Origin of the sequence: Rhizobium sp. YTUHZ044 (genome assembly GCF_051123975.1) — a bacterium.
Lineage (GTDB): Bacteria > Pseudomonadota > Alphaproteobacteria > Rhizobiales > Rhizobiaceae > Rhizobium.
In genome coordinates, this window is sequence record NZ_CP101426.1 from 2,670,504 (window position 1) to 2,689,780 (window position 19,277).

16 protein-coding genes and 1 other RNA gene are annotated in these 19,277 nt (G+C 62.3%); 1 reads left to right on the top strand and 16 read right to left on the bottom strand.

What is annotated here, in order from left to right:
• Window positions 1–8 precede the first annotated feature (8 nt).
• Genes ftsA through NL154_RS13360 form a run of 3 tightly spaced genes read right to left on the bottom strand, consistent with a single transcriptional unit; the run spans window position 9 to window position 3,183 of the window.
• Window positions 9–1,340: a cell division protein FtsA gene (ftsA, locus tag NL154_RS13350; protein WP_064803798.1), complete on the bottom strand. Its 1,332-nt coding sequence runs from the start codon at window positions 1,338–1,340 to the stop codon at window positions 9–11.
• Complete coding sequence (locus tag NL154_RS13355; protein ID WP_210630621.1) at window positions 1,337–2,269, bottom strand: cell division protein FtsQ/DivIB; 933 nt, start codon at window positions 2,267–2,269, stop codon at window positions 1,337–1,339. The genes ftsA and NL154_RS13355 overlap by 4 nt, the downstream gene beginning before the upstream one ends.
• Window positions 2,257–3,183: a D-alanine--D-alanine ligase gene (locus NL154_RS13360; protein WP_434732805.1), complete on the bottom strand. Its 927-nt coding sequence runs from the start codon at window positions 3,181–3,183 to the stop codon at window positions 2,257–2,259. The genes NL154_RS13355 and NL154_RS13360 overlap by 13 nt, the downstream gene beginning before the upstream one ends.
• A 448-nt stretch (window positions 3,184–3,631) precedes the next feature.
• On the opposite strand from NL154_RS13360, the gene NL154_RS13365 reads away from it, so the two are divergent.
• A complete protein-coding gene (locus NL154_RS13365; RefSeq protein WP_221153419.1) occupies window positions 3,632–4,561 on the top strand; it encodes a UDP-glucose 4-epimerase family protein in 930 nt (309 codons plus the stop codon).
• 3 nt (window positions 4,562–4,564) lie between these two features.
• On the opposite strand, the gene murB is transcribed toward NL154_RS13365, so the two are convergent.
• The 13 genes from murB to rnpB form a co-directional block, all read right to left on the bottom strand.
• Window positions 4,565–5,539, bottom strand: coding sequence for a UDP-N-acetylmuramate dehydrogenase (gene murB / locus NL154_RS13370; protein ID WP_064810823.1), 975 nt, complete (start codon window positions 5,537–5,539; stop codon window positions 4,565–4,567).
• On the bottom strand, window positions 5,536–6,951 hold the full coding sequence (gene murC, locus NL154_RS13375; RefSeq protein ID WP_210630618.1) for a UDP-N-acetylmuramate--L-alanine ligase: 1,416 nt from the start codon (window positions 6,949–6,951) through the stop codon (window positions 5,536–5,538). Before murC ends, murB begins: the two co-directional genes overlap by 4 nt.
• The gene (murG, locus tag NL154_RS13380; RefSeq protein ID WP_434732806.1) at window positions 6,948–8,072 is read right to left on the bottom strand and encodes an undecaprenyldiphospho-muramoylpentapeptide beta-N-acetylglucosaminyltransferase; all 1,125 of its coding nucleotides are present in this window, start codon (window positions 8,070–8,072) and stop codon (window positions 6,948–6,950) included. The genes murC and murG overlap by 4 nt, the downstream gene beginning before the upstream one ends.
• 6 nt (window positions 8,073–8,078) lie before the next feature.
• Window positions 8,079–9,233 (bottom strand): putative lipid II flippase FtsW, encoded by a 1,155-nt coding sequence (ftsW, locus tag NL154_RS13385; RefSeq protein WP_184459238.1) that lies wholly within the window; start codon window positions 9,231–9,233, stop codon window positions 8,079–8,081.
• Between the two features lies 1 nt (window position 9,234).
• Window positions 9,235–10,647, bottom strand: a complete 1,413-nt coding sequence (gene murD, locus NL154_RS13390) for a UDP-N-acetylmuramoyl-L-alanine--D-glutamate ligase (RefSeq protein ID WP_210630616.1) — start codon at window positions 10,645–10,647, stop codon at window positions 9,235–9,237.
• Between the two features lie 7 nt (window positions 10,648–10,654).
• On the bottom strand, window positions 10,655–11,755 hold the full coding sequence (gene mraY / locus NL154_RS13395; protein ID WP_210630615.1) for a phospho-N-acetylmuramoyl-pentapeptide-transferase: 1,101 nt from the start codon (window positions 11,753–11,755) through the stop codon (window positions 10,655–10,657).
• 22 nt (window positions 11,756–11,777) lie between these two features.
• The gene (locus NL154_RS13400) at window positions 11,778–13,211 is read right to left on the bottom strand and encodes a UDP-N-acetylmuramoylalanyl-D-glutamyl-2,6-diaminopimelate--D-alanyl-D-alanine ligase (protein ID WP_434732807.1); all 1,434 of its coding nucleotides are present in this window, start codon (window positions 13,209–13,211) and stop codon (window positions 11,778–11,780) included.
• Window positions 13,208–14,728: a UDP-N-acetylmuramoyl-L-alanyl-D-glutamate--2,6-diaminopimelate ligase gene (locus tag NL154_RS13405; RefSeq protein WP_434732808.1), complete on the bottom strand. Its 1,521-nt coding sequence runs from the start codon at window positions 14,726–14,728 to the stop codon at window positions 13,208–13,210. Before NL154_RS13405 ends, NL154_RS13400 begins: the two co-directional genes overlap by 4 nt.
• A 6-nt stretch (window positions 14,729–14,734) precedes the next feature.
• On the bottom strand, window positions 14,735–16,492 hold the full coding sequence (locus NL154_RS13410) for a peptidoglycan D,D-transpeptidase FtsI family protein (protein ID WP_221122657.1): 1,758 nt from the start codon (window positions 16,490–16,492) through the stop codon (window positions 14,735–14,737).
• The gene (gene ftsL, locus NL154_RS13415; protein WP_210630611.1) at window positions 16,492–16,980 is read right to left on the bottom strand and encodes a cell division protein FtsL; all 489 of its coding nucleotides are present in this window, start codon (window positions 16,978–16,980) and stop codon (window positions 16,492–16,494) included. Before ftsL ends, NL154_RS13410 begins: the two co-directional genes overlap by 1 nt.
• 1 nt (window position 16,981) lies before the next feature.
• Complete coding sequence (rsmH, locus tag NL154_RS13420) at window positions 16,982–18,007, bottom strand: 16S rRNA (cytosine(1402)-N(4))-methyltransferase RsmH (protein WP_210630610.1); 1,026 nt, start codon at window positions 18,005–18,007, stop codon at window positions 16,982–16,984.
• A gap of 17 nt (window positions 18,008–18,024) precedes the next feature.
• Window positions 18,025–18,462 (bottom strand): division/cell wall cluster transcriptional repressor MraZ, encoded by a 438-nt coding sequence (mraZ, locus tag NL154_RS13425; protein ID WP_221102475.1) that lies wholly within the window; start codon window positions 18,460–18,462, stop codon window positions 18,025–18,027.
• Window positions 18,463–18,874: 412 nt separating this feature from the next.
• An RNA gene (gene rnpB / locus NL154_RS13430) (RNase P RNA component class A) lies at window positions 18,875–19,272 on the bottom strand.
• Between the last annotated feature and the right edge of the window lie 5 nt (window positions 19,273–19,277).

A 19,277-nucleotide genomic window follows, 5' to 3' on the forward strand; every position in this document is an offset into this window, starting at 1 on the left:
CGCAAATTTCAGAAGCTTTCCTTCAGCCACTGGCCCATGCGGGCTATGCGGCTGTTATTTCCCCCAAGCGACATGAGCAGACCGCTCTGTGACGCATGTGTCTCCATGTCCGCGACCTGCGGATAAATCATCAGGCCGACGGCCGTCGAAAAGGCCGGGCCCTTGGCCGCCGTCGGCAGTCCCGAGACGCCCATCGGACGGCCGATGCGGACGTTGCGGGCCAGAATGCGCCGCGCCACCTCGGCAAGGCCGGTCAGCTGGCTCGCGCCTCCCGTCAACACGACGCGTTTTCCGACGATCGGGCTGAAGCCGGAACGCTGGATCCGGTCGCGGATCAGTTCCATCGTCTCTTCGATTCGGGCCGATACGATGCGCGAAACCAGCGCCCGCGGCACCTGAGACGGCTGGTCGCGATCGTCCTCGCCGATTGGCGGGATCGAGATCAGCTCGCGCTCATCGGAGGAATTCAAGAGTGCGGAGGCATGCACGACCTTCAGCCGCTCTGCATCCTCGATGCGGGTCGAAAGGCCGCGCGCCAGGTCGGTGGTGACATGATGGCCGCCGAGGCCGACGGCATCGGTATGAACGAGCTTCCCTTCGGCAAAGACCGAAATCGTCGTCGTGCCGCCGCCCATGTCGATCGCCGCGCAGCCGAGTTCGACCTCATCGTCGACGAGAGCCGCAAGACCGGATGCATAGGGGGTCGCCACAATGCCCTCGACCGACAGATGCGCGCGGTTGACGCTGAGTTCCAGATTCTTCAGCGCCGAGCGCTCCGCGGTCACGACATGCATGTCGACGCCGAGCGCATCGCCGTACATTGCCAGCGGGTCGCGGATGCCGCGCTCGCCGTCGAGCGAGAAGCCGGTCGCCAGCGAATGCAGCACCGAACGGTCCTGGCGCAGCGACTGCTGACAAGCGGCCGACAGCACCTTCTTCAAATCGTTGAGTTCGACTTCCTGGCCGCCGAGGTCGATCGTCGCGGTGTAGATGTCGCTGCCGAGGCGGCCGGCCGTCAGGTTGACGATCAGGCTTTCGACGGTCAGCCCCGCCATCCGCTCCGCCGCATCCACGGCAAGACGGATGACGCCTTCCAACGCGTCGAGATCGGCGATGACGCCGGTCTTGATGCCGCGGGAGCGCTGATGGCCGATACCGATGATCTCGATATTGTGCGTGCGGCCCGGCAGGATCTGGCTTTCCTCGCGCGGCGTCAGCCGGCCGATCATGCAGACGACCTTGGTCGAGCCGATGTCGAGGACCGAAACGACATGCGACCGCTTCGACGAAAGCGGCTTCAGGCGCGGCAATCCGAAATGGGATGAACCGAACAAGCTCATATATTCTGCCCCGCCTTCTTCAATTCCTTGGTACGCTCCGTTACCGCCGCCTGCCGGCGGACCGCCGCTTCCGGTGTCAGCTGGATCGCGGTCCTGTCGGGCAATCTCAGATCGACCGCGGCGATGTCCCGCTCCAGGAGCTGATGCTCCCTGTCGAACTTCGAAAGCGTCGCCAGCGCCTGATCGATGCCGTCTTCCGGCAGCTTGACGATGACGCCGTTATCCATGTGCAGATCCCAACGACGGCCCGATATCCACACATAGGCCTTCACGCGGGCCTTCACGTCGGGCCACTTCGAGAAGGCGTCGCCGAGCGAAGCCGCCGCGGTCTCGGCGTCGCGGCCGACGACGAGCGGCAGCGACGAAAACTTGTTGTCACGCAGTGGCGCAATAACGCTGCCGTTCTTCTCGATGAGCGAAAGCTCCTGCCCGTGCTGCCAGATCGCATAGGCCTCACGCTCCTTGAGCTTCACTTCGATCGTCCTCGGATAGACCTTTCGAACCTCGACATTCTCGACCCACGGAAGGTGCGCGATCTTCCGGCGGGCCGCATCGACGTCGAGCGCGACCAGCGAGGTCGTGCCGTCGAGACCGATCAGCTGCAGGATCTCGATTTCGGAGGTTTCCGAATTGCCGGAGACTTTTACGTCCTCGATCGCAAAACCTGCGGCCGTCGTCGTGGCCTGCGCGACGGCTTCAGTGTGACCGCCGAGCGACATGCCGTAGAGGCCGGTCGCAACCAGGAAGGCAAGCGCCGACACCGTCCCGGTATGGGCCGGAATGTAGATGCGGCCGCTGCCGAGACTGATCAGGAAACGGGTGACGCGGCGCAGCGGACGCGGCAGCACGAACCGCTCTTCGGCCTCCACGATCGGAAGCACGGCATGATGGCTGGGGCGCCCTATCCTTTTGACCGTCAACGCAAACAAGACGCGTCCTCCACCATCCACCGGAGAAACTCACCAAAGGAATAGCCGGCATGACCGGCCATTTCGGGCACGAGCGAGGTAGGAGTCATGCCTGGCTGGGTATTGACCTCCAGCCAGATGATCTCGCCGTCTTCGGAGAAACGATCGTCGTAACGAAAGTCGGACCGACTGACGCCGCGACAACCGATTGCCTGATGCGCCCTTAGGGCCAATGTTTGTATTTTTTGGTAAATATTCGGTGAAATTTTCGCCGGGATGACGTGTTTTGAACCGCCCGCAGCATATTTGGAATCGTAATCATAAAAATTGTGTCCCTGCGGCACCACCTCCGTGACACCGAGCGCAGTCTCGCCCATGACGCCGCAGGTGAGCTCGCGGCCGTAGACATAGCGTTCGACCAGCACTTCTTCGCCATAACGCCATTCGGGCGAACTGACGACCTGCGGCGGATGCGCCTGATCTTCGCTGACGATCACGACGCCGAAGCTCGAGCCCTCGCGCACAGGCTTCACCACATAAGGCGGCTTTATCGGATGCGTCGAAGGAAAGGCGAAACGGTTGATCACCTGCGATTCGGCGACAGGGATGCCGGCGGCGGCAGCGACACGCTTCGCCTTGTCCTTATCCATTGCGAGCGCCGAGGCAAGCACACCTGAATGCGTGTAGGGGATCTCCAGATATTCTAGGATGCCCTGGATGGTCCCGTCCTCACCGAACGGCCCATGTAGCGCATTGAAGACGACATCGGGCCTCAATGCCGCAAGCTTTTCAGAAATATCGCGGGCGACATCGATCGTGGTCACCTTGAAGCCTTCTGCTTCGAGTGCCTCTGCGCAAGCCTTTCCCGAGGAAAGGCTGACGGGCCTTTCCGAGGAAAATCCGCCCATCAGGACAGCAACATGCTTGCGACTCATCAACGCCCCCAAAAATAACTTCCACTTTTGAAATCGACGCTTGCGCGAAGCTGTCTACGTCGTTCGCGCCTTTGCCGGGCCTCACATGCATTAGAGCATCATTATGGTTAATGAAGTGTTTACTTTCGTTAACTGTTAGCCCGGAGTTTCGCGGCCTTTTAACATTTGCTCATTGTGCGACCGACCCATCGCCGTCCGGGAATGAACTTGCGCGGAGGTGAAAAAGCCCCGCCGTTCAACGACATACCCAATTGCGCTCACCCGCGATGGAGATAGCCAAGGGAATCGGATGCAATCTCTCAGCCGGATACCGGCAACAGTGAGGCGGCGGCCGGCGTCTCGAATTGATTAATGCAGAGCGCCTCGGCGCGCGGGCGTCACCGCTTTTCTATTGATGCCGATAGCGCTTCCGGTTAGCGAAGGCGCATGGGTGAGCAGGGAGAAAATCATGCGATGCCTCGTCACCGGCGCTGCCGGCTTCGTCGGTAGTCCGCTTGTCAAACGGCTGCACACAGACAAGACTTGCAAGCTCGTGGCCACCACGAGATCCAAGACCTCTGCCTTTCCGTCTGCGGTAGCGCATTTTCCGATTGAAATTACCGACGGAACCGACTGGAAGGCCGCGCTTGAAGGCGTCGACGTCATCATCCATCTCGCCGCCCGCGTTCACATCATGGACGACCGCGCAGCCGATCCGCTGGCGGAATTCCGCCGGGTCAACACCGCCGCCGCGCTCAATCTCGCCGAACAGGCCGCCCGCGCCGGCGTGAAGAGATTCGTCTTCGTCAGCACCATCAAGGTCAACGGAGAAGAGAACGACCGGCCGTTCCGGCACGACGACACACCGAAGCCGATTGATCCCTACGGCATTTCGAAGCTGGAATGCGAAATCGGCCTGCGCGAAATCGCGGCACGCACCGGCATGGAAGTCGTCATCATCCGCCCGCCGCTGGTCTATGGCCCCGGCGCACGCGGCAACTTCGCGCTTCTCGTCAATCTTGTCCGCAAGAAGCTGCCACTCCCCTTCGCTTCACTGAAGAACCGCCGCACATTGGTCGCGGTGCAAAATCTCGTCGATCTGATCATCGCCTGCATTGACCATCCCGCCGCCGCGGGCGAGACTTTCCTTGCCGGAGATGGCGAGGACCTCTCGACGCCTGAGCTCATCAGGGGAGTTGCCGCAGGACTCGGCGTCAAGCCGATGCTGGTCCCCGTCCCGCCTGCGCTGCTGCACATGGCGGCGAAGGCAGCCGGGAAGGAAGCCGTCTACCAGCGCCTTTGCGGTTCGCTACAGGTCGACATATCCCGGGCGCGTGAGGTTCTGGGCTGGTCGCCCGTCGTCACCCCGCGCGAAGGGCTGAAACTGGCAGTGAAGTAGGCCCTATTCGCTCGTCACGCCCTGGAACGGGCGCACTTCCCGGCCGGGCATGAAGACGCCGAGGCGCTTGATTTCCCATTCGAGCTTGATGCCGTCTTTCTCGAAGACCTCACGGCGAACCTGCTCGCCGAGATATTCGAGATCATAGCCGGTCGCCTGGCCCATGTTGATCATGAAGTTGCAGTGAAGCGATGACATCTGCGCACCGCCGATCACCAAGCCGCGGCAGCCGGCTTCGTCGATCAGCTTCCAAGCGGAATGGCCGGGCGGGTTCTTGAAGGTCGAACCGCCGGTTTTCTCACGCACCGGCTGCACCGTCTCGCGGTGATTGCGCACAGCGTCCATTTCGGCGCGGATCTGGGCGCGATCTTCCGGATAGCCCTCGAACAGGACCGAGGTGAAGATCAGATCGGCGGGTGCCTTTGAATGCCGGTAGGAATAACCCATCTCCGCATTGGAAAGCACATGCTTGTTGCCCTTGCGGTCGACGGCGTTAACCTCGATCAGCCGCTCACGCGTCTCGACACCGTTGGCGCCGGCATTCATCCGCGCCGCGCCGCCGATACCGCCCGGAATGCCGTAGAAGAAATGGAAGCCGCCGATGCCGTTGTCCATCGCCATTGCCGCGACGTGTTTGTCGGGGCAGATGGCGCCGGCGAGGATGCGGTTTTCGCCGGCAAGCTCGACGAAGCCGAAGCCTTTGGCCGAGAGGCGCAGCACAACGCCTGGAATGCCGCCGTCGCGCACCAGGATGTTGGAGCCGACGCCGACCACCGTCAGAGGTACCTCTTCCGGCAATATCTTCAGGAAGGCAATGAGGTCGTCGACGTCATGCGGCTGGAACATCAGTTCGGCGAGGCCGCCGGCCCTGAACCAGGTGACGCGATCCATGGGGGCATCCGGCGTGATACGGCCGCGGATATCCTTTACACCGTCTCCGAGAGACGCCAGAAGCTTTTCCCCATTCACCTGTTTCATGCGGACTTTCCCGATAGACCTTCCAGTTGCTTGGGCAGTGCTGCCGCCCATGATGTGATGCTCCCAGCCCCCAACAGAACCACGAAATCACCAGGCTTTGCAACCTCCGCAACCATTTGCGGCAGAAGCTCCGCCGAAGCGAGGAAGCGGGCGTCGCGATGGCCGCCGGATTTAATCCGCGAGACGAGCGACATGGAGTCGATCCCTTCGATCGCATCCTCGCCTGCCGCATAAACGGGCGCCAGGAAAATGCTGTCGGCGTCGTTGAAGCAGGCGGCGAATTCCTCGAACAGGCTCGCGAGACGCGTGTAACGATGCGGTTGATGGACGGCGATGATGCGCCCCTTGCAGGATTCACGGGCCGCCTTCAGCACCGCTTTGATCTCCACCGGATGGTGGCCGTAGTCGTCGAAGATCTGCACCCCGTTCCATTCGCCGGTCAGCGTGAAGCGACGCTTGACGCCGCCGAAGGAAGAAAGCCCCTTGGCGATATCTTCACTCGAGATGCCAAGTCGGTTGGCGACCGCGATCGCCGCCGTGGCGTTCGATATATTGTGGCGGCCGGGCATCGGCATGACCAGCCCCTTGAGCTCGGTCCTCTGGCCGGTGCGGCGACGGCGGATCTCGACGTCGAAGATCGAGCGCGTGCCGTCGATGCGCACATTCTTGAAACGCACGTCGGCTTGCGGGTTCTCGCCATAGGTGATGATCTTGCGGTCTTCGATGCGGCCGACCAACGCCTGCACCTCGGGATGGTCGAGGCACATCACGCCGAAGCCGTAGAACGGCACGTTTTCGACGAATTGCCGGAAGGCGGCGCGCACAGCGTCGAAACTGCCATAATGGTCGAGGTGCTCCGGGTCAATATTGGTGATGACGGCGACATCGGCTGGAAGTTTCAGGAAGGTGCCGTCGGATTCGTCGGCCTCGACCACCATCCACTCGCCCTCGCCCATGCGGGCGTTGGTGCCGTAGGCGTTGATGATGCCGCCGTTGATGACGGTCGGATCGAGCCCGCCGGCTTCGAGCAGGGTGGCGACCAGCGAGGTGGTCGTCGTCTTGCCGTGGGTGCCGCCAATGGCGATCGCATTGCGGAAGCGCATCAGCTCGGCGAGCATTTCGGCGCGGCGTACCACCGGCAGCAGCTTTTCACGCGCGGCGATAAGTTCCGGATTGGTCTTCTTGATCGCCGTCGAAACGACCACAACTTCGGCATCACCGAGATTTTCGGCGCGATGGCCGACGAATACCTCAATGCCTTTGTCGCGCAGTCGCTGCACATTGGCGCTGTCGGATTGATCCGATCCCTGCACCTTGTGCCCGAGATTGTGCAGCACTTCGGCAATGCCGCTCATGCCGATGCCGCCAATGCCGATAAAATGGACGAGACCGATCGCCTTCGGCAGTTTCATGCGCGTGTCCTCTTGAATTCTGAGACTGTCTTGCCGGCGGCAATAGCCTCAACCATGTCGGCAAGCAAGTTCGCCGCATTCGGTTTCCCGGCGAGCTTGGCCGCCGCCGCCATCTGCGAAAGCTTGTCCGGATCGTTCATCACATGGCTCAGTATAGAGGCGATACGCTCAGGTGAAAGCTCAGACTGAGAGATCACCTTCGCCCCCCCGGTCGCAGCCAGTGCTGCGGCGTTCGCCGCCTGATCATGGTCGAGCGCATGCGGATAGGGCACGAGAATGGCCGGGCGTCCGATGACGGAGATCTCCGAAACCGTCGAAGCGCCGGAGCGGCAGATCACCAGATGTGCCTGTGCAAGGCGTTCCGCCATATCGTTGAAAAATGGCGCGATGTCGGCTCCCATCTCCAGCTTGGCGACACAGCCGCTGACCATTTCCAAATCCTCAGGGCGCACCTGCTGCGTCACCCTGAGCCGTGTGCGCAGACCGTCATCGAGAAGGCTGATCGCCGTCGGCATGGCCTTGGAAAAATACTGCGCGCCCTGGCTGCCGCCGAAAACGACGAGATTGAAGGGCTCACCGGGATGCGACGGCGTGTAAGGCTGCTCGGCTGCGGCAAGAATTGCCGGGCGCACGGGATTGCCTGTTGCAACCGTCTTATCGGCAAAAGCATCGCCACTTTCCGGCAGAAAGCCGCCGGCAATCGCCCTGACGCGCGGCGCCAGCGCCTTGTTGGCGCGGCCCATGACCGCATTCTGCTCATGCAGCATCGAGGCGACACCGAGCCGCGTCGCGGCCAGCAGCGGCGGCACGGTGGGGTAACCGCCGAAGCCGACAACAATCACCGGCTTCAGCCGCTGGATCAGCCTTTTTGCCGCTCGAATGCCGCTCCACAGTGTCCACAGCGAGCGGGCGACGGCAACGGGGTTCTTCGAGCCGATCGTCGCCGACGGCACGACATGGATCTCCTCGGCCGGGAACTTGCCGGCGTAGCGTTCGGCCCGGCTGTCAGTGACGAGATGCACCGAATAACCACGCTCCCTCAGCTTGAAGGCCAGCGCCTCCGCCGGGAACACATGGCCGCCGGTCCCCCCGGCGGCAAGCAGCACGATGCCTTTGCTCATGACCTCTTACTCCGCGGGCATGCCGTGCGGGACGCGGAAGAGGCTCCGGTCCTGCGCACGTTTTTCCGGGCGGTGGCGCGTCAGCGCCAGAATGAAGCCGGCGGTGACGCAGATCGCCACCATGGACGAGCCGCCGTAGGAAATCAGCGGCAGCGTCATCCCCTTCGCCGGCAGCAGTTCAAGATTGACGCCGATGTTGATAATCGACTGAATGCCCATCTGCAGCACGAGGCCAGCGACGGCAAAGCGGTTGAAATCATTGCGCTCGCGATAGGCATGCGAGAGGCCGCGCAGCACCAGCGCGGAAAACAGCGCAACGAGCGCCATGCAGAAGACGATGCCGAATTCCTCGGCCGCGACCGAGAAGATGAAGTCGGTATGCGCATCCGGGATAATACGCTTGACGATGCCTTCGCCCGGCCCCTGACCGAACCAGCTGCCGCGGATGATCGCCTCACGCGCCGTGTCGATCTGGAACGTGTCACCTTCGCCGGTCATGAACTTGTCTATGCGCAGCGCAACGTGCGGAAAGACGTAGTAGGCGCTGAGCAGACCGCCGGCGCCGCCGATGCCGAGCAGCATGATCCAGATCCACGGCATGCCGGCCATGAAGAACATGCCACCCCAGACGGCGGTCGTCAGGATGGTTTGACCGAGGTCGGGCTGCGCGACCAGCAGCGCCGCAACGATGCCGAACAGAATGATGGCAAAGAGATTGCCGGGGATTTCAGGCTGACGCGCATGCTCGGCAAACAGCCAGGCGCAGACGACGACGAAAGCGGGCTTCATGAATTCCGACGGCTGGATTGAAAGGCCGGCGATCCAGATCCAGCGCCTGCCGCCCTTGACCTCCTGGCCGACGAAGAGAACCAGCACCATCATGGCGAGCGAAATGATCAGGAGCAGGATCGCGGTTCGCCGCACCTGGCGCGGCGTCAGGAACGACAGCCCGAGCATGACGGCGATCGACGGGATCATGAAGGCCGCATGACGCTTGACGAAATGGAAGGGTTCGAGCCCGATGCGCTCGGCAACAGCTGGAGATGCCGCAAACGACAGCATGAACCCGATGCCCATCAGGAATATGAACATCGCCAGGAAGAAGCGGTCGATGGTCCAGAACCAATCGGCCAGAGGCCCACGTTCCGCGCGGCTTACCATGTCATCTCTCTCCTGTTGCCGGACCGATCAGCATCGTCATTCCGTCAAGGGCGGCCACATGGCTGACGAAGGCATCGCCCCTGACTTCGAAGTTCTTATACTGGTCGAAGCTTGCGCAAGCCGGGGATAACATCACGGCGGAAGCAGCAGCTTCGTCGCGCTCCGCATCGGCCGCCGCATGTGCGACTGCGCGCTCCAGCGTGCCGGAGATCTCGTAGGGCACGGCCTCGCCGAGTGTGGCGGCGAACTCCGCTGCCGCCTCGCCGATCAGATAGGCCTTGGCGATGCGCGGGAAATAGGGCACGAGCGTCGTGATGCCGCCAGCCTTCGGCAGGCCGCCGGCGATCCAGTAGATGCGATCATAGCTCGAAAGCGCCGGCGCCGCGGCATCGGCATTGGTCGCCTTGGAATCGTTGACGAAAACGACGCGGCCTCGTTTGCCCACAGGCTGCATACGGTGCTTGAGGCCGGGAAAGGAGGCAAGGCCCGAACGAATGTCGTCGGCGGAAACCCCGACGGCAAGGCAGGCGGCAACGGCCGCGGCGGCATTCTGCGCATTGTGGCTGCCGCGCAGCGTCTGAATGCCGTCGATCTCCGCAAAGGGCAGCATGGCGCCGCCGCCGGCCTTAACGAGCGTAGTGCCCTCGGCATAGATGCCCTCAGCCACCACGTTGCGGCGCGAAATCCGGACCACCTTGACACCTGCCCGCTCGATCCGGTCGGCGATCAGCGCCGAATGGCTGTCATCGATGCCGACGACTGCGACATCGCTGCCGGCGACCAGACGCTCCTTGATGTCGGCGTAGTGCTGCATTGTGCCATGGCGGTCGAGATGATCGGGCGTCAGGTTGAGCAGGATGCCCGCGGAGGGGTTCAGCGTCGGCGCCAGATCGATCTGATAGGAAGAGCATTCGATGACAAAATAACGCCCCGCCTTCGGCGGATCGAGCGTCAGCACCGCCGTGCCGATATTGCCGCCGAGCTGAGTGTCGTAGCCTGCGGATTTCAGGATGTGGGCGATCAGCGCCGTCGTCGTCGACTTGCCGTTGGTGCCGGTGATGGCGATGAAGGGGCAATCCGGCGCATGGGCGCGGCGTTCGCGCACGAAGAGCTCGACGTCGCCGACGATGTCGACGCCGGCCGCCCGCGCGAGGTCGACGGTCCAGTGCGGCTTGGGATGGGTGAGCGGCACGCCGGGGGACAGCACGAACAGCGCCTGCTGGCTCCAGTCGATGACGTGCAGATCCTCCGTCCGGATGCCTTCCGCCGAAGCCTTGGCGACGCTGTCGGGATTGTCGTCCCACGCGGTCACCTCGGCGCCGCCCGCGACGAGCGCGTGAGCAGTCGCAAAACCGGAGCCGCCGAGCCCGAAGAGCGCGACCTTCTTGTCCTTGAGCGTCGTGGCGGGGATCATCGCCGCCTCACCGGAGCTTCAGCGTCGAAAGGCCGAGCAGGGCCAGGCCGACGGCGATGATCCAGAAGCGGATCACCACCTGGCTCTCGGTCCAGCCCTTCTTCTCGAAATGATGATGGATCGGCGCCATCAGGAAGACGCGCCGGCCGGTCATCTTGAAGAAGCCGACCTGGATGATGACCGACAGCGTCTCAATGACGAAGAGGCCGCCGATTATCGCCATCACGATCTCATGCTTGGTGGCGACGGCAACGGTGCCGATCGTGCCGCCGAGCGCAAGCGAGCCGGTATCGCCCATGAAGATGGCGGCCGGCGGCGCGTTGAACCAGAGGAAGCCGAGGCCGGCGCCAATGACGGCGCCGAGCACGACGGCGAGCTCACCGGTGCCGGGCACGAAATTGATCTGCAGGTAGTTCGCAAACACCACATTGCCGGCGAGATAGGCGATGACGCCGAAGGAGGCGGCGGCGATCATGACTGGCACGATGGCAAGCCCGTCGAGGCCATCGGTCAGATTGACGGCATTGCCGGCGCCGACGATGACGAAGCCGCCGAAGACGACGAACATGATGCCGAGATTGATCAGGAAGTCCTTGAAGAAGGGAAAAGCGATGGAGGAACCGAAGGTCGAACCGGCGGTCCCCGATGCAAGGGCCGTGCGCATCATGAAATAGACCGCGATGCCGGCGATGACGAATTCGATGCCGAGACGCGCCTTGCCGGAAAAGCCTTTGTGACTCTGCTTGGTCACCTTGAGATAATCGTCATAGAAGCCGATTGCGCCGAAGCCCAGCGTCACCAGCAAGGTGGCGACGACATAGACGTTGGAAAGATCGGCCCAGAGCAGCGACGCCCCGACGATGCCGGCCAGGATCATCAGCCCGCCCATGGTCGGCGTGCCGGCCTTCTTGAAATGCGTCTGCGGCCCGTCCGCGCGGATCGGTTGCCCCTTGCCCTGCCGGATGCGCAGCGAATTGATGATCGTCGGCCCGAACAGGAAAACAATCAATGCGGAGGTGAAGAGAGCGGCCCCTGTGCGGAAAGTGATATATCTGAACAGATTCAGAAATTTGAAATATTCCGACAGTTCGACAAGCCAGATCAGCATTCAGGGCCCCTTGTTTACCCGATCAAAGTTCGCGTTGCGTGTCGGCAAATGCTGGGAACTTGTCAAGGAGCGCGGCGACGATCTTGCCGAAACCGATGCCCAGAGACGATTTCACCATCAACACGTCGCCCGGTGCGACCGAGTTCAATACATATTTCGCCAATTCGTCCGTCCTCTCGCTATATTCGACCTGGACGCTTTCCGGCAGCGATTCCTTCAGCGCCACCATCTCTGCTCCTGCGAGCCAGACATGTTCGATGCCGGCCGCAAGTAGCGGCACGGCGAGATCGCTATGGACCTTCTGAGCATACTCGCCCATCTCGAGCATGTCGCCGAGCACGGCGATACGGCGTCCGCGGCCGGTCGGCTCGGAGGCCGCCAGCAGTGCGATCGCCGCGCGCATCGAAGCGGGATTGGCGTTATAGCTCTCGTCGATCAGCGTGAAGCTGCCGCTGCCGATCGACAGCCGGTGGCGCTTGCCCCTGCCCTTTTCCGGCTGCAGCGTCCCAAGCGCCCCGATCGCCTTTTCCATATCGGCGCCGACGATCCTGACAACGCCGAGCGCCGCGAGCGCATTTTCGGCGATATGGCGGCCCGGCGCACCGATCGCGACCTCCAGCGTCTCGCCGCCGATCGTCAGCCACAACGTCGAATTCTCGTCCGAGCCGTTGAATCCCGCGAGCCGGAATTCCGCCTTGGCATGTTGGCCGAAGGAATGAATATGCTCGATGCCGAGCGACTGCGCCGTTCGATCAAGGAAATTGAACTGGTCATTGTCGCGGTTGAGCACGACATGGCCGCCGGGCTCGAGCCCCTCGAAGATCTCCGCTTTAGCGGCAGCAATCTCCTTGATGCTCTTGAAATTGCCGAGATGGGCCGGCGCGATCGTCGTGATGACCGCGACATCGGGGCGGATCATCGCCACCAGCGGCCGGATCTCACCCGGATGGTTCATGCCGACCTCGAAGACGCCGTAATCCGTATCATCAGGCATGCGCGCCAGCGTCAGCGGCACGCCCCAGTGATTGTTGAAGGAGGCGACGGAGGCGTGCACCTTGCCCGACGGCGACAGCACGTGCCGCAGCATCTCCTTGGTGGTTGTCTTGCCGACAGAACCGGTGACGGCGATGATCTTTGCCCGCGAGCGCTCGCGGGAAGCCTTTCCCAGGCGGCCGAGTGCGGCGAGCACGTCGTCGACGACAATCATCGGCACCGTCAGGCGACCCATCGCGGGAAGCCTCGCCTCGCTGACGACCAGCAGCGAAGCCCCGTTCGCCATTGCCATCGAAGCATAATCGTGACCGTCGACGCGGTCGCCCTTGATCGCGAAGAAGGCTTCGCCTGATCTAATCGAGCGGCTGTCGATGGAAATGCCGGTGATGCCTTCGGGCAGCGTGCCGAAGGGGCGCCCCGCCATCGCTGCGATCATGTCTTCGGTCGTCCAGAGCCAGCTCAAGATTGCAGTTCCTCCAAGGCCTTGCGCACCTCCGCGTGGTCGGAGAACGGCAGTGTGACGCTCCCAATCGTCTGCCCCTCCTCGTGCCCCTTGCCGGCAACGATCAGCGTATCGCCGGTTTTCAGCATGCCGACCGCCTCGCGGATAGCCGCGGCGCGATCGCCGATCTCGGAGGCGCAACCTGCTGCCGCCATGATCTCGGCCCGGATCGAAGCCGGCTCCTCCGAACGCGGATTGTCGTCGGTGACGATGACGACATCGGCAAGGCGGCAGGCGATTTCACCCATGATCGGCCGCTTGCCGCGGTCGCGATCGCCGCCGCAGCCGAAGACGACGACGACACGGCCGGTGGTGAATGGCCTCACCGAATTCAGCACATTTTCCAACGCATCCGGCTTGTGGGCATAATCGACATAAGCGAGTGCGCCATTTTTGGTATGGCCGACCAGTTCGAGGCGGCCGGACGCGCCCACCAGTTTCTCGAGCGCCGCCATCGCGACCTTCGGTTCGACTCCCGTGGACATGGCAAGTCCTGCCGCAACCAGCGCGTTGGCGACCTGGAAATCGCCGGCCAGCGGAATATCCACCTCGAAGATCTCGTCGCCGATATGGATCTCTGCCGTCTGCTTGTGGCGAAAATGCTCGACGCGTTTCAATGACAGATATTGCCCCTTGCGCCCGACGGTGCGGACATCGTGACCCGCATCGGCAGCCGCCTTGATGGCCTGAGCAGACCACGGATCGTCCGCGAAGACGACGGCCGGGGCACCCTTGGGCAGCAGCGTATCGAAAAGCCGCATCTTGGCGGCCATGTAGGCCTCGATCGTCGGATGATAATCCATGTGATCGCGGCCGAGATTGGTGAAGGCTGCGGCGGCGAGCCTGACGCCGTCGAGACGGCATTGGTCGAGGCCGTGGCTGGAAGCCTCCATCGAGGCATGCGTAACACCCTCGTCGGCGAGCTCCGCCAGCAGTTTGTGCAGCGACACCGGATCCGGCGTCGTCAGTGCGCCATATTCATTGCGCGTCGGCGAAACGACACCTGTTGTGCCGATCATCGCGGCTGCCTGGCCGGCATGTGCCCAGATCTGGCGGGTGAAAGAGGCGACGGAAGTCTTGCCGGCCGTGCCGGTGACGGCGACCATGGTCTCGGGCTGCCTGCCGTAAAAGCGGGAGGCGGCAATGGAAAGGAAGCGGCGCGGCTCCTTGACCGCAAGCACCGGGATGGGAGCATCGACAGCCTGGGAGGTGATCGCGACGGCGGCCCCACGGCCGGCGGCATCCGTGATGAAGCCCGCGCCATCCGCCTTGGTGCCGGCGACCGCGACAAAAGCGTTGCCCGGTTCCACCTTGCGGCTGTCCGAAGACAGGCCTGAGATATCAAGCAAGCCTGCCGGGCCTTCCAGTTGTGCTTCAAGTTCCGGAAACTGATCTCCGGCCAGGTCTCGCAATTTCATCGAACGCACTTTTCTCTCTTGAAGCCGGTTCACCCCTCGCGAATCGGCGTCGGTATTCATTCACACTCAATAAGACACCAGCAAGGCCGAACCGCCCTCCCCAAATTTCGGCTCGATGCCGAGAATGGGAGCCGCGCGGCGGATGATCTCACGAGCGATCGGGCCGGCAGTACCGGCGGAGATCGTTCCACCATATTGCTTCTCGCCTGTTTTCGGCTCGTCGCAGAAGGTGATGACCACATATTGGGGATTGTCGATCGGGAAGGCGGAGATGAATGAGTTGAAGTTGAGCGTCGCGGAATAACGCCCGTTCACCACCTTGTCCGCCGTACCGGTCTTGCTGCCGACGGCAAAGCCCGGAACACGGGCGACGCGTCCCGACCCTTTGTAACCGTTGAAATCGAGAAGATAGCGGATCTCATCGCTGGTCGACTTCTTGAGGACCTGCTTGGCGACCTGGTCAGCCTGTTCGCGGGTGCGCGGCAGGAATGTCGGCTCGATCAGCTTGCCGCCGTTGACAAGGGCGGCAGCCGCCACGCCCGTCTGCAGCGCGGTCGTCGAGACGCCGTGGCCGAAGGAAATCGTGATCGAATTGATCTTCTTCCAGACGCGCGGCTGGCTCGGCATCTTCACTTCCGGCAGTTCGGTCTGCATCTTCGTCAGCAAGCCGAATTTGGTCAGATAGTCCTTCTGCGCGTCGATGCCGACGAGGTCGATGACGCGCGCCGTGCCGATATTCGATGAATACTGGAAGATTTCGGGAACGGTCAGCCAGCGCCGCTGTCCGTGAAAGTCATGGATGGTGAAGCCGCCGATATAGATCGGCTTGCTGGCGTCGAACGTGTCGGACATCTTCACCTTGCCGCTGTCGAGCGCCATCGCCAGCGAGAAGGTCTTGAAGGTCGACCCCATTTCGAAGGTGCCGTTCGTCATCCGGTTGAGCCAGCCTTCCTTGGCGCCCTCCTGCGGATTGTTCGGATCGAAGTCGGGTGCCGATGCCATGCCGAGCACTTCCCCGGTGTGCACGTCGATAACAGCCGCGCCGGCCCCCTTGGACTGGAAATTGTTGACGGCGTTGACGACGGCATCGCGAACGATGTTCTGCACGCGCAGGTCGATCGACAGCCGCACCGGCTCCAGCGGCTGGTCGCTCGTCATGCCGACCGAGGCGAGATCGGCGAGCCCCTGGTCGTCGATAAATTTCTCCATGCCGGCCACGCCGCGGTTGTCGATGTTGACATAGCCGAGGATGTGCGCCGCGGTCGAGCCGCCGGGATAGAAGCGGCGCTTCTCCGGCCGAAAGCCGATGCCGGGAATGCCGAGCGCCAGGATCTGGCTCTGCTGCTTCGGCGTCAGCTGCCGGCGCAGCCAGGCGAAATGCGAGCTCTTGACCGAAAGTTTCTTGTAGGTGTCCCTGACGTCGAGCTCCGGCAGAACAGTTGCAAGCTTCTCGACCGCCTCATCGACGTCAACGATCTTGTTCGGCTCGGCAAACAGCGAGACCGTGCGGATGTCGGTCGCCAGCACCTCGCCATTGCGATCGAGAATGTCGGGCCGCGAGGCCATAAGCCGGTCGGGCGGCAGGATGCTGGAGACGACCTCCTGATCCTTCATGGCATATTCGACCAGACGGCCGCCGATGACGACATAGACACCCATGAAGCCAAGGATCAGCAGCCCGACGCGGCTTTTTGCCTGCCCCGTCTTCTTCTTGCGCGACCCCTCGATGGCGACGCCGGCAGAAGGGCCGCCGAAGCGGTTATAGACGCCGGCGGAGAAATGCGCCTGGCTCTTCAGGACCATGATGCGGGAAAGAAACGACATTATTCCACCGACCCCGTTTCGATCTCGTCTGCTTCATCCGCCACCACTCCACGCTGCTCGGCCGCGTCGCGCTGCTGTGCCGCGCCGCGTGGCGCGGGCATCGGCACGGGCTGCGCTTTGCCGGTCGCGCCTTTGGCGCTGGCGACCGTCGCACCCTTGGCATCGGCTTTGGCCTCCGTTACGTCGGGTACCGGAACCGCGGATTTCAGCATCGGCAATTCCTTGGCATGCACGAGTGCCGTCGAATCCGTCGGCTGCAGCTGCAATTCCGCATTGTAGGCATTGACCAGCCGCTCCAGCCGGTTCGGCTGCGATTGCAGCGCCCAATCGGCCTTGAGAAGATCGATCGTGTCCTTCTCGAGCTTGATCTCGGCTTCGAGGCGATGAACCTCCTCGAGCTTCAATTCGGCGCGATGTTTGATCGTGTAGGTGACGGCGGCAGTCGCCGTCATGACGCCGATGAGCACGAGATCGAATGTTTTCAGCATATCAACCTCCGAGCTTTCCGAGCGTGGCAAGATTGGGAAACCCGAAGAGCGACATATCCGCGGCCTCGGCGGCCGCGTCTGTCCGCAGGCCGGCGCGCAGCTTGGCGGAGCGGGCGCGCGGATTGGCTTCAGCCTCCGCCTCGCTCGCAGAAACCATCGGCTTGCCGATTGCCGTGAACGTCGCCGCCCGCTCATGTGCTGCCGGCAGGTGCCGCGAGCCGGTCGCCTTGCCGGCGCGGTCGGAGAAGAATTTCTTGACGATGCGGTCTTCAAGCGAATGAAAGGTGACGACGACGAGCCGGCCGCCGGGCTTCAGAGCTCGTTCCGCCGCAAACAATGCCTGCGCCAGCTCCCCGAGCTCGTCATTGACGAAAATGCGCAATGCCTGGAAGACGCGCGTCGCGGGATGGATCTTGTCCTTCATCTTGCGCGGAGTGACCAGCTCGATGAGACCGGCAAGATCGCGCGTCGTTTCGAAGGGCTTTTCCTCGCGCCGCTTCTCGATCGCATGTGCGATTCGCGGTGCCTGGTTTTCCTCGCCGAGAAAATGGAAGATGCGGATCAGATCCGCGACCTTGGCGCGATTGACGACATCGGCGGCCGAAACGCCTGTTGCCGACATGCGCATGTCGAGCGGCCCGCTCTTCTGGAAGGAGAAGCCGCGCTCGGGCTCATCGATCTGCATGGAAGAGACGCCAATATCGAGCACCACGCCGTCAAGCCCGCCCTGCGGCGCATGATCGGCAAGATTCGAGAACTGCGCGTGAATGAGCCGGAGGCGGCCGGCATGAGCGGCAACCATCGCCTGGCCCGCCGCAATCGCTGTGGGATCACGATCGAGCGCAATCACCTCGGCGCCGGCCGCGAGGATGGCCGCGCTATAACCACCCGCACCGAATGTACCATCGAGGATGAGCTTGCCGGGTGCGGGCGAGAGCGCTGCGAGGACCTCATTGAGAAGAACAGGAATGTGACGAACCGGTCCGCCACCGGCATCAGTTGAACCTCCGCCAGGATTCGTCACCATTCCGTTCCCTCGTTCCTTTAGGAACGCTTGCCCGCCAGCTTGCGCTCCCCTCGTGCCTGCGCCTGCGCAGCCAAGAATGCCTGCGGCTGCCAGAGCTGAAAATGATCCGCTCGACCGACGAAGGTCACTTCGTCCGAGATGCCGGTGAAGTCGCGGATGAAATCCGTGACCATCAGCCGCCCCTCGGCATCGAGCTTCATGAAGACCCCGCCTCCGTGGATCAGAAGCGACATCGCGTTCGCATCCGGCGAAAATGGATCTTCCGCAGCAATCTGCCGCTCGAATCTTTCGAGAAGATCCGAGCCGCCGACGCTGATCGCCGGAAACACAAAGTCCTGGAAACAGTAGAGCTCCTGGACGTTGCGCTGCGCCAGCACGGAACGGAATGCCGAAGGCACGGAAACCCTGCCCTTGGCATCGATCCTGTTGGTCGCGTTCGAAAGGAAGCGGCTCATGACTCGAAACATCCGTTCCCGCAGGGAGCCGGACAAAAAGACGCCCGAAAGTCCCAATATCAGGCACAGCCTCGCAAGCCGGATGAGCCAAATCCCACCCGACGCTTCCAGAGAGGAAGGCGCCTTTGCTTTGCGATGAATGGGCAAATGATTGCCCTGGTGCAGTGCGCATTTGGGATAGCATGGGACCATATGGGCGTCAATGGGATGCGACCGTTTTGCAACGGACGTATGATCAAACATTTATAAGCTGTTAAGTTTAACAAAGGGTTAGCGCAGCCATTTTGCAGATGGCAAGCATTGATTGCGCCTTATTAAAATCCGTCCATAACGTGCATGAATATCAGCTTGGAAACAGTCGGTTTCAGCGACTTAGGCTGAAAATCCAGGCCCTGCCGCAGCTCGGATGTTAATCGCCAGTTGGCCTGTAAGCCGGGTTCTGTATGGCTCCGGCGCGAACCGGAACGTGGCAGCCATTCCTCTGGGACAGCGCTCGCACGCTGCCTCACGCAACCCACCCGGATGACTGGCCTGGAAACCGGCCGGAGAGCCTTTCGGCCCTCCACGTCATCCCTATTCGGTCTTGCTCCCGGTGGGGTTTACCGTGCCATATCCGTTGCCGGAGATGCGGTGGGCTCTTACCCCACCCTTTCACCCTTACCTGTCTTGACAGGCGGTTTGCTTTCTGTGGCACTTTCCCTGAGGTCGCCCTCGCCGGACGTTATCCGGCACCGTGTTTCCGTGGAGCCCGGACTTTCCTCACCTTACCGCCTTTCGGCATTGGTAAAGCGCGGCTGCCCAGCCAACTGGCAGGG

Bases quoted from the DNA above. Each gene is read 5' to 3' on its own strand.
- ftsA (WP_064803798.1), bottom strand. From the start codon at position 1,340: ATGAGCTTGTTCGGTTCATCCCATTTCGGATTGCCGCGCCTGAAGCCG.
- NL154_RS13360 (WP_434732805.1), bottom strand. From the start codon at position 3,183: ATGAGTCGCAAGCATGTTGCTGTCCTGATGGGCGGATTTTCCTCGGAA.
- NL154_RS13365 (WP_221153419.1), top strand. From the start codon at position 3,632: ATGCGATGCCTCGTCACCGGCGCTGCCGGCTTCGTCGGTAGTCCGCTT.
- murB (WP_064810823.1), bottom strand. From the start codon at position 5,539: ATGAAACAGGTGAATGGGGAAAAGCTTCTGGCGTCTCTCGGAGACGGT.
- murC (WP_210630618.1), bottom strand. From the start codon at position 6,951: ATGAAACTGCCGAAGGCGATCGGTCTCGTCCATTTTATCGGCATTGGC.
- murG (WP_434732806.1), bottom strand. From the start codon at position 8,072: ATGAGCAAAGGCATCGTGCTGCTTGCCGCCGGGGGGACCGGCGGCCAT.
- ftsW (WP_184459238.1), bottom strand. From the start codon at position 9,233: ATGGTAAGCCGCGCGGAACGTGGGCCTCTGGCCGATTGGTTCTGGACC.
- murD (WP_210630616.1), bottom strand. From the start codon at position 10,647: ATGATCCCCGCCACGACGCTCAAGGACAAGAAGGTCGCGCTCTTCGGG.
- mraY (WP_210630615.1), bottom strand. From the start codon at position 11,755: ATGCTGATCTGGCTTGTCGAACTGTCGGAATATTTCAAATTTCTGAAT.
- NL154_RS13405 (WP_434732808.1), bottom strand. From the start codon at position 14,728: ATGAATACCGACGCCGATTCGCGAGGGGTGAACCGGCTTCAAGAGAGA.
- NL154_RS13410 (WP_221122657.1), bottom strand. From the start codon at position 16,492: ATGTCGTTTCTTTCCCGCATCATGGTCCTGAAGAGCCAGGCGCATTTC.
- ftsL (WP_210630611.1), bottom strand. From the start codon at position 16,980: ATGCTGAAAACATTCGATCTCGTGCTCATCGGCGTCATGACGGCGACT.
- rsmH (WP_210630610.1), bottom strand. From the start codon at position 18,007: ATGGTGACGAATCCTGGCGGAGGTTCAACTGATGCCGGTGGCGGACCG.
- mraZ (WP_221102475.1), bottom strand. From the start codon at position 18,462: ATGAGCCGCTTCCTTTCGAACGCGACCAACAGGATCGATGCCAAGGGC.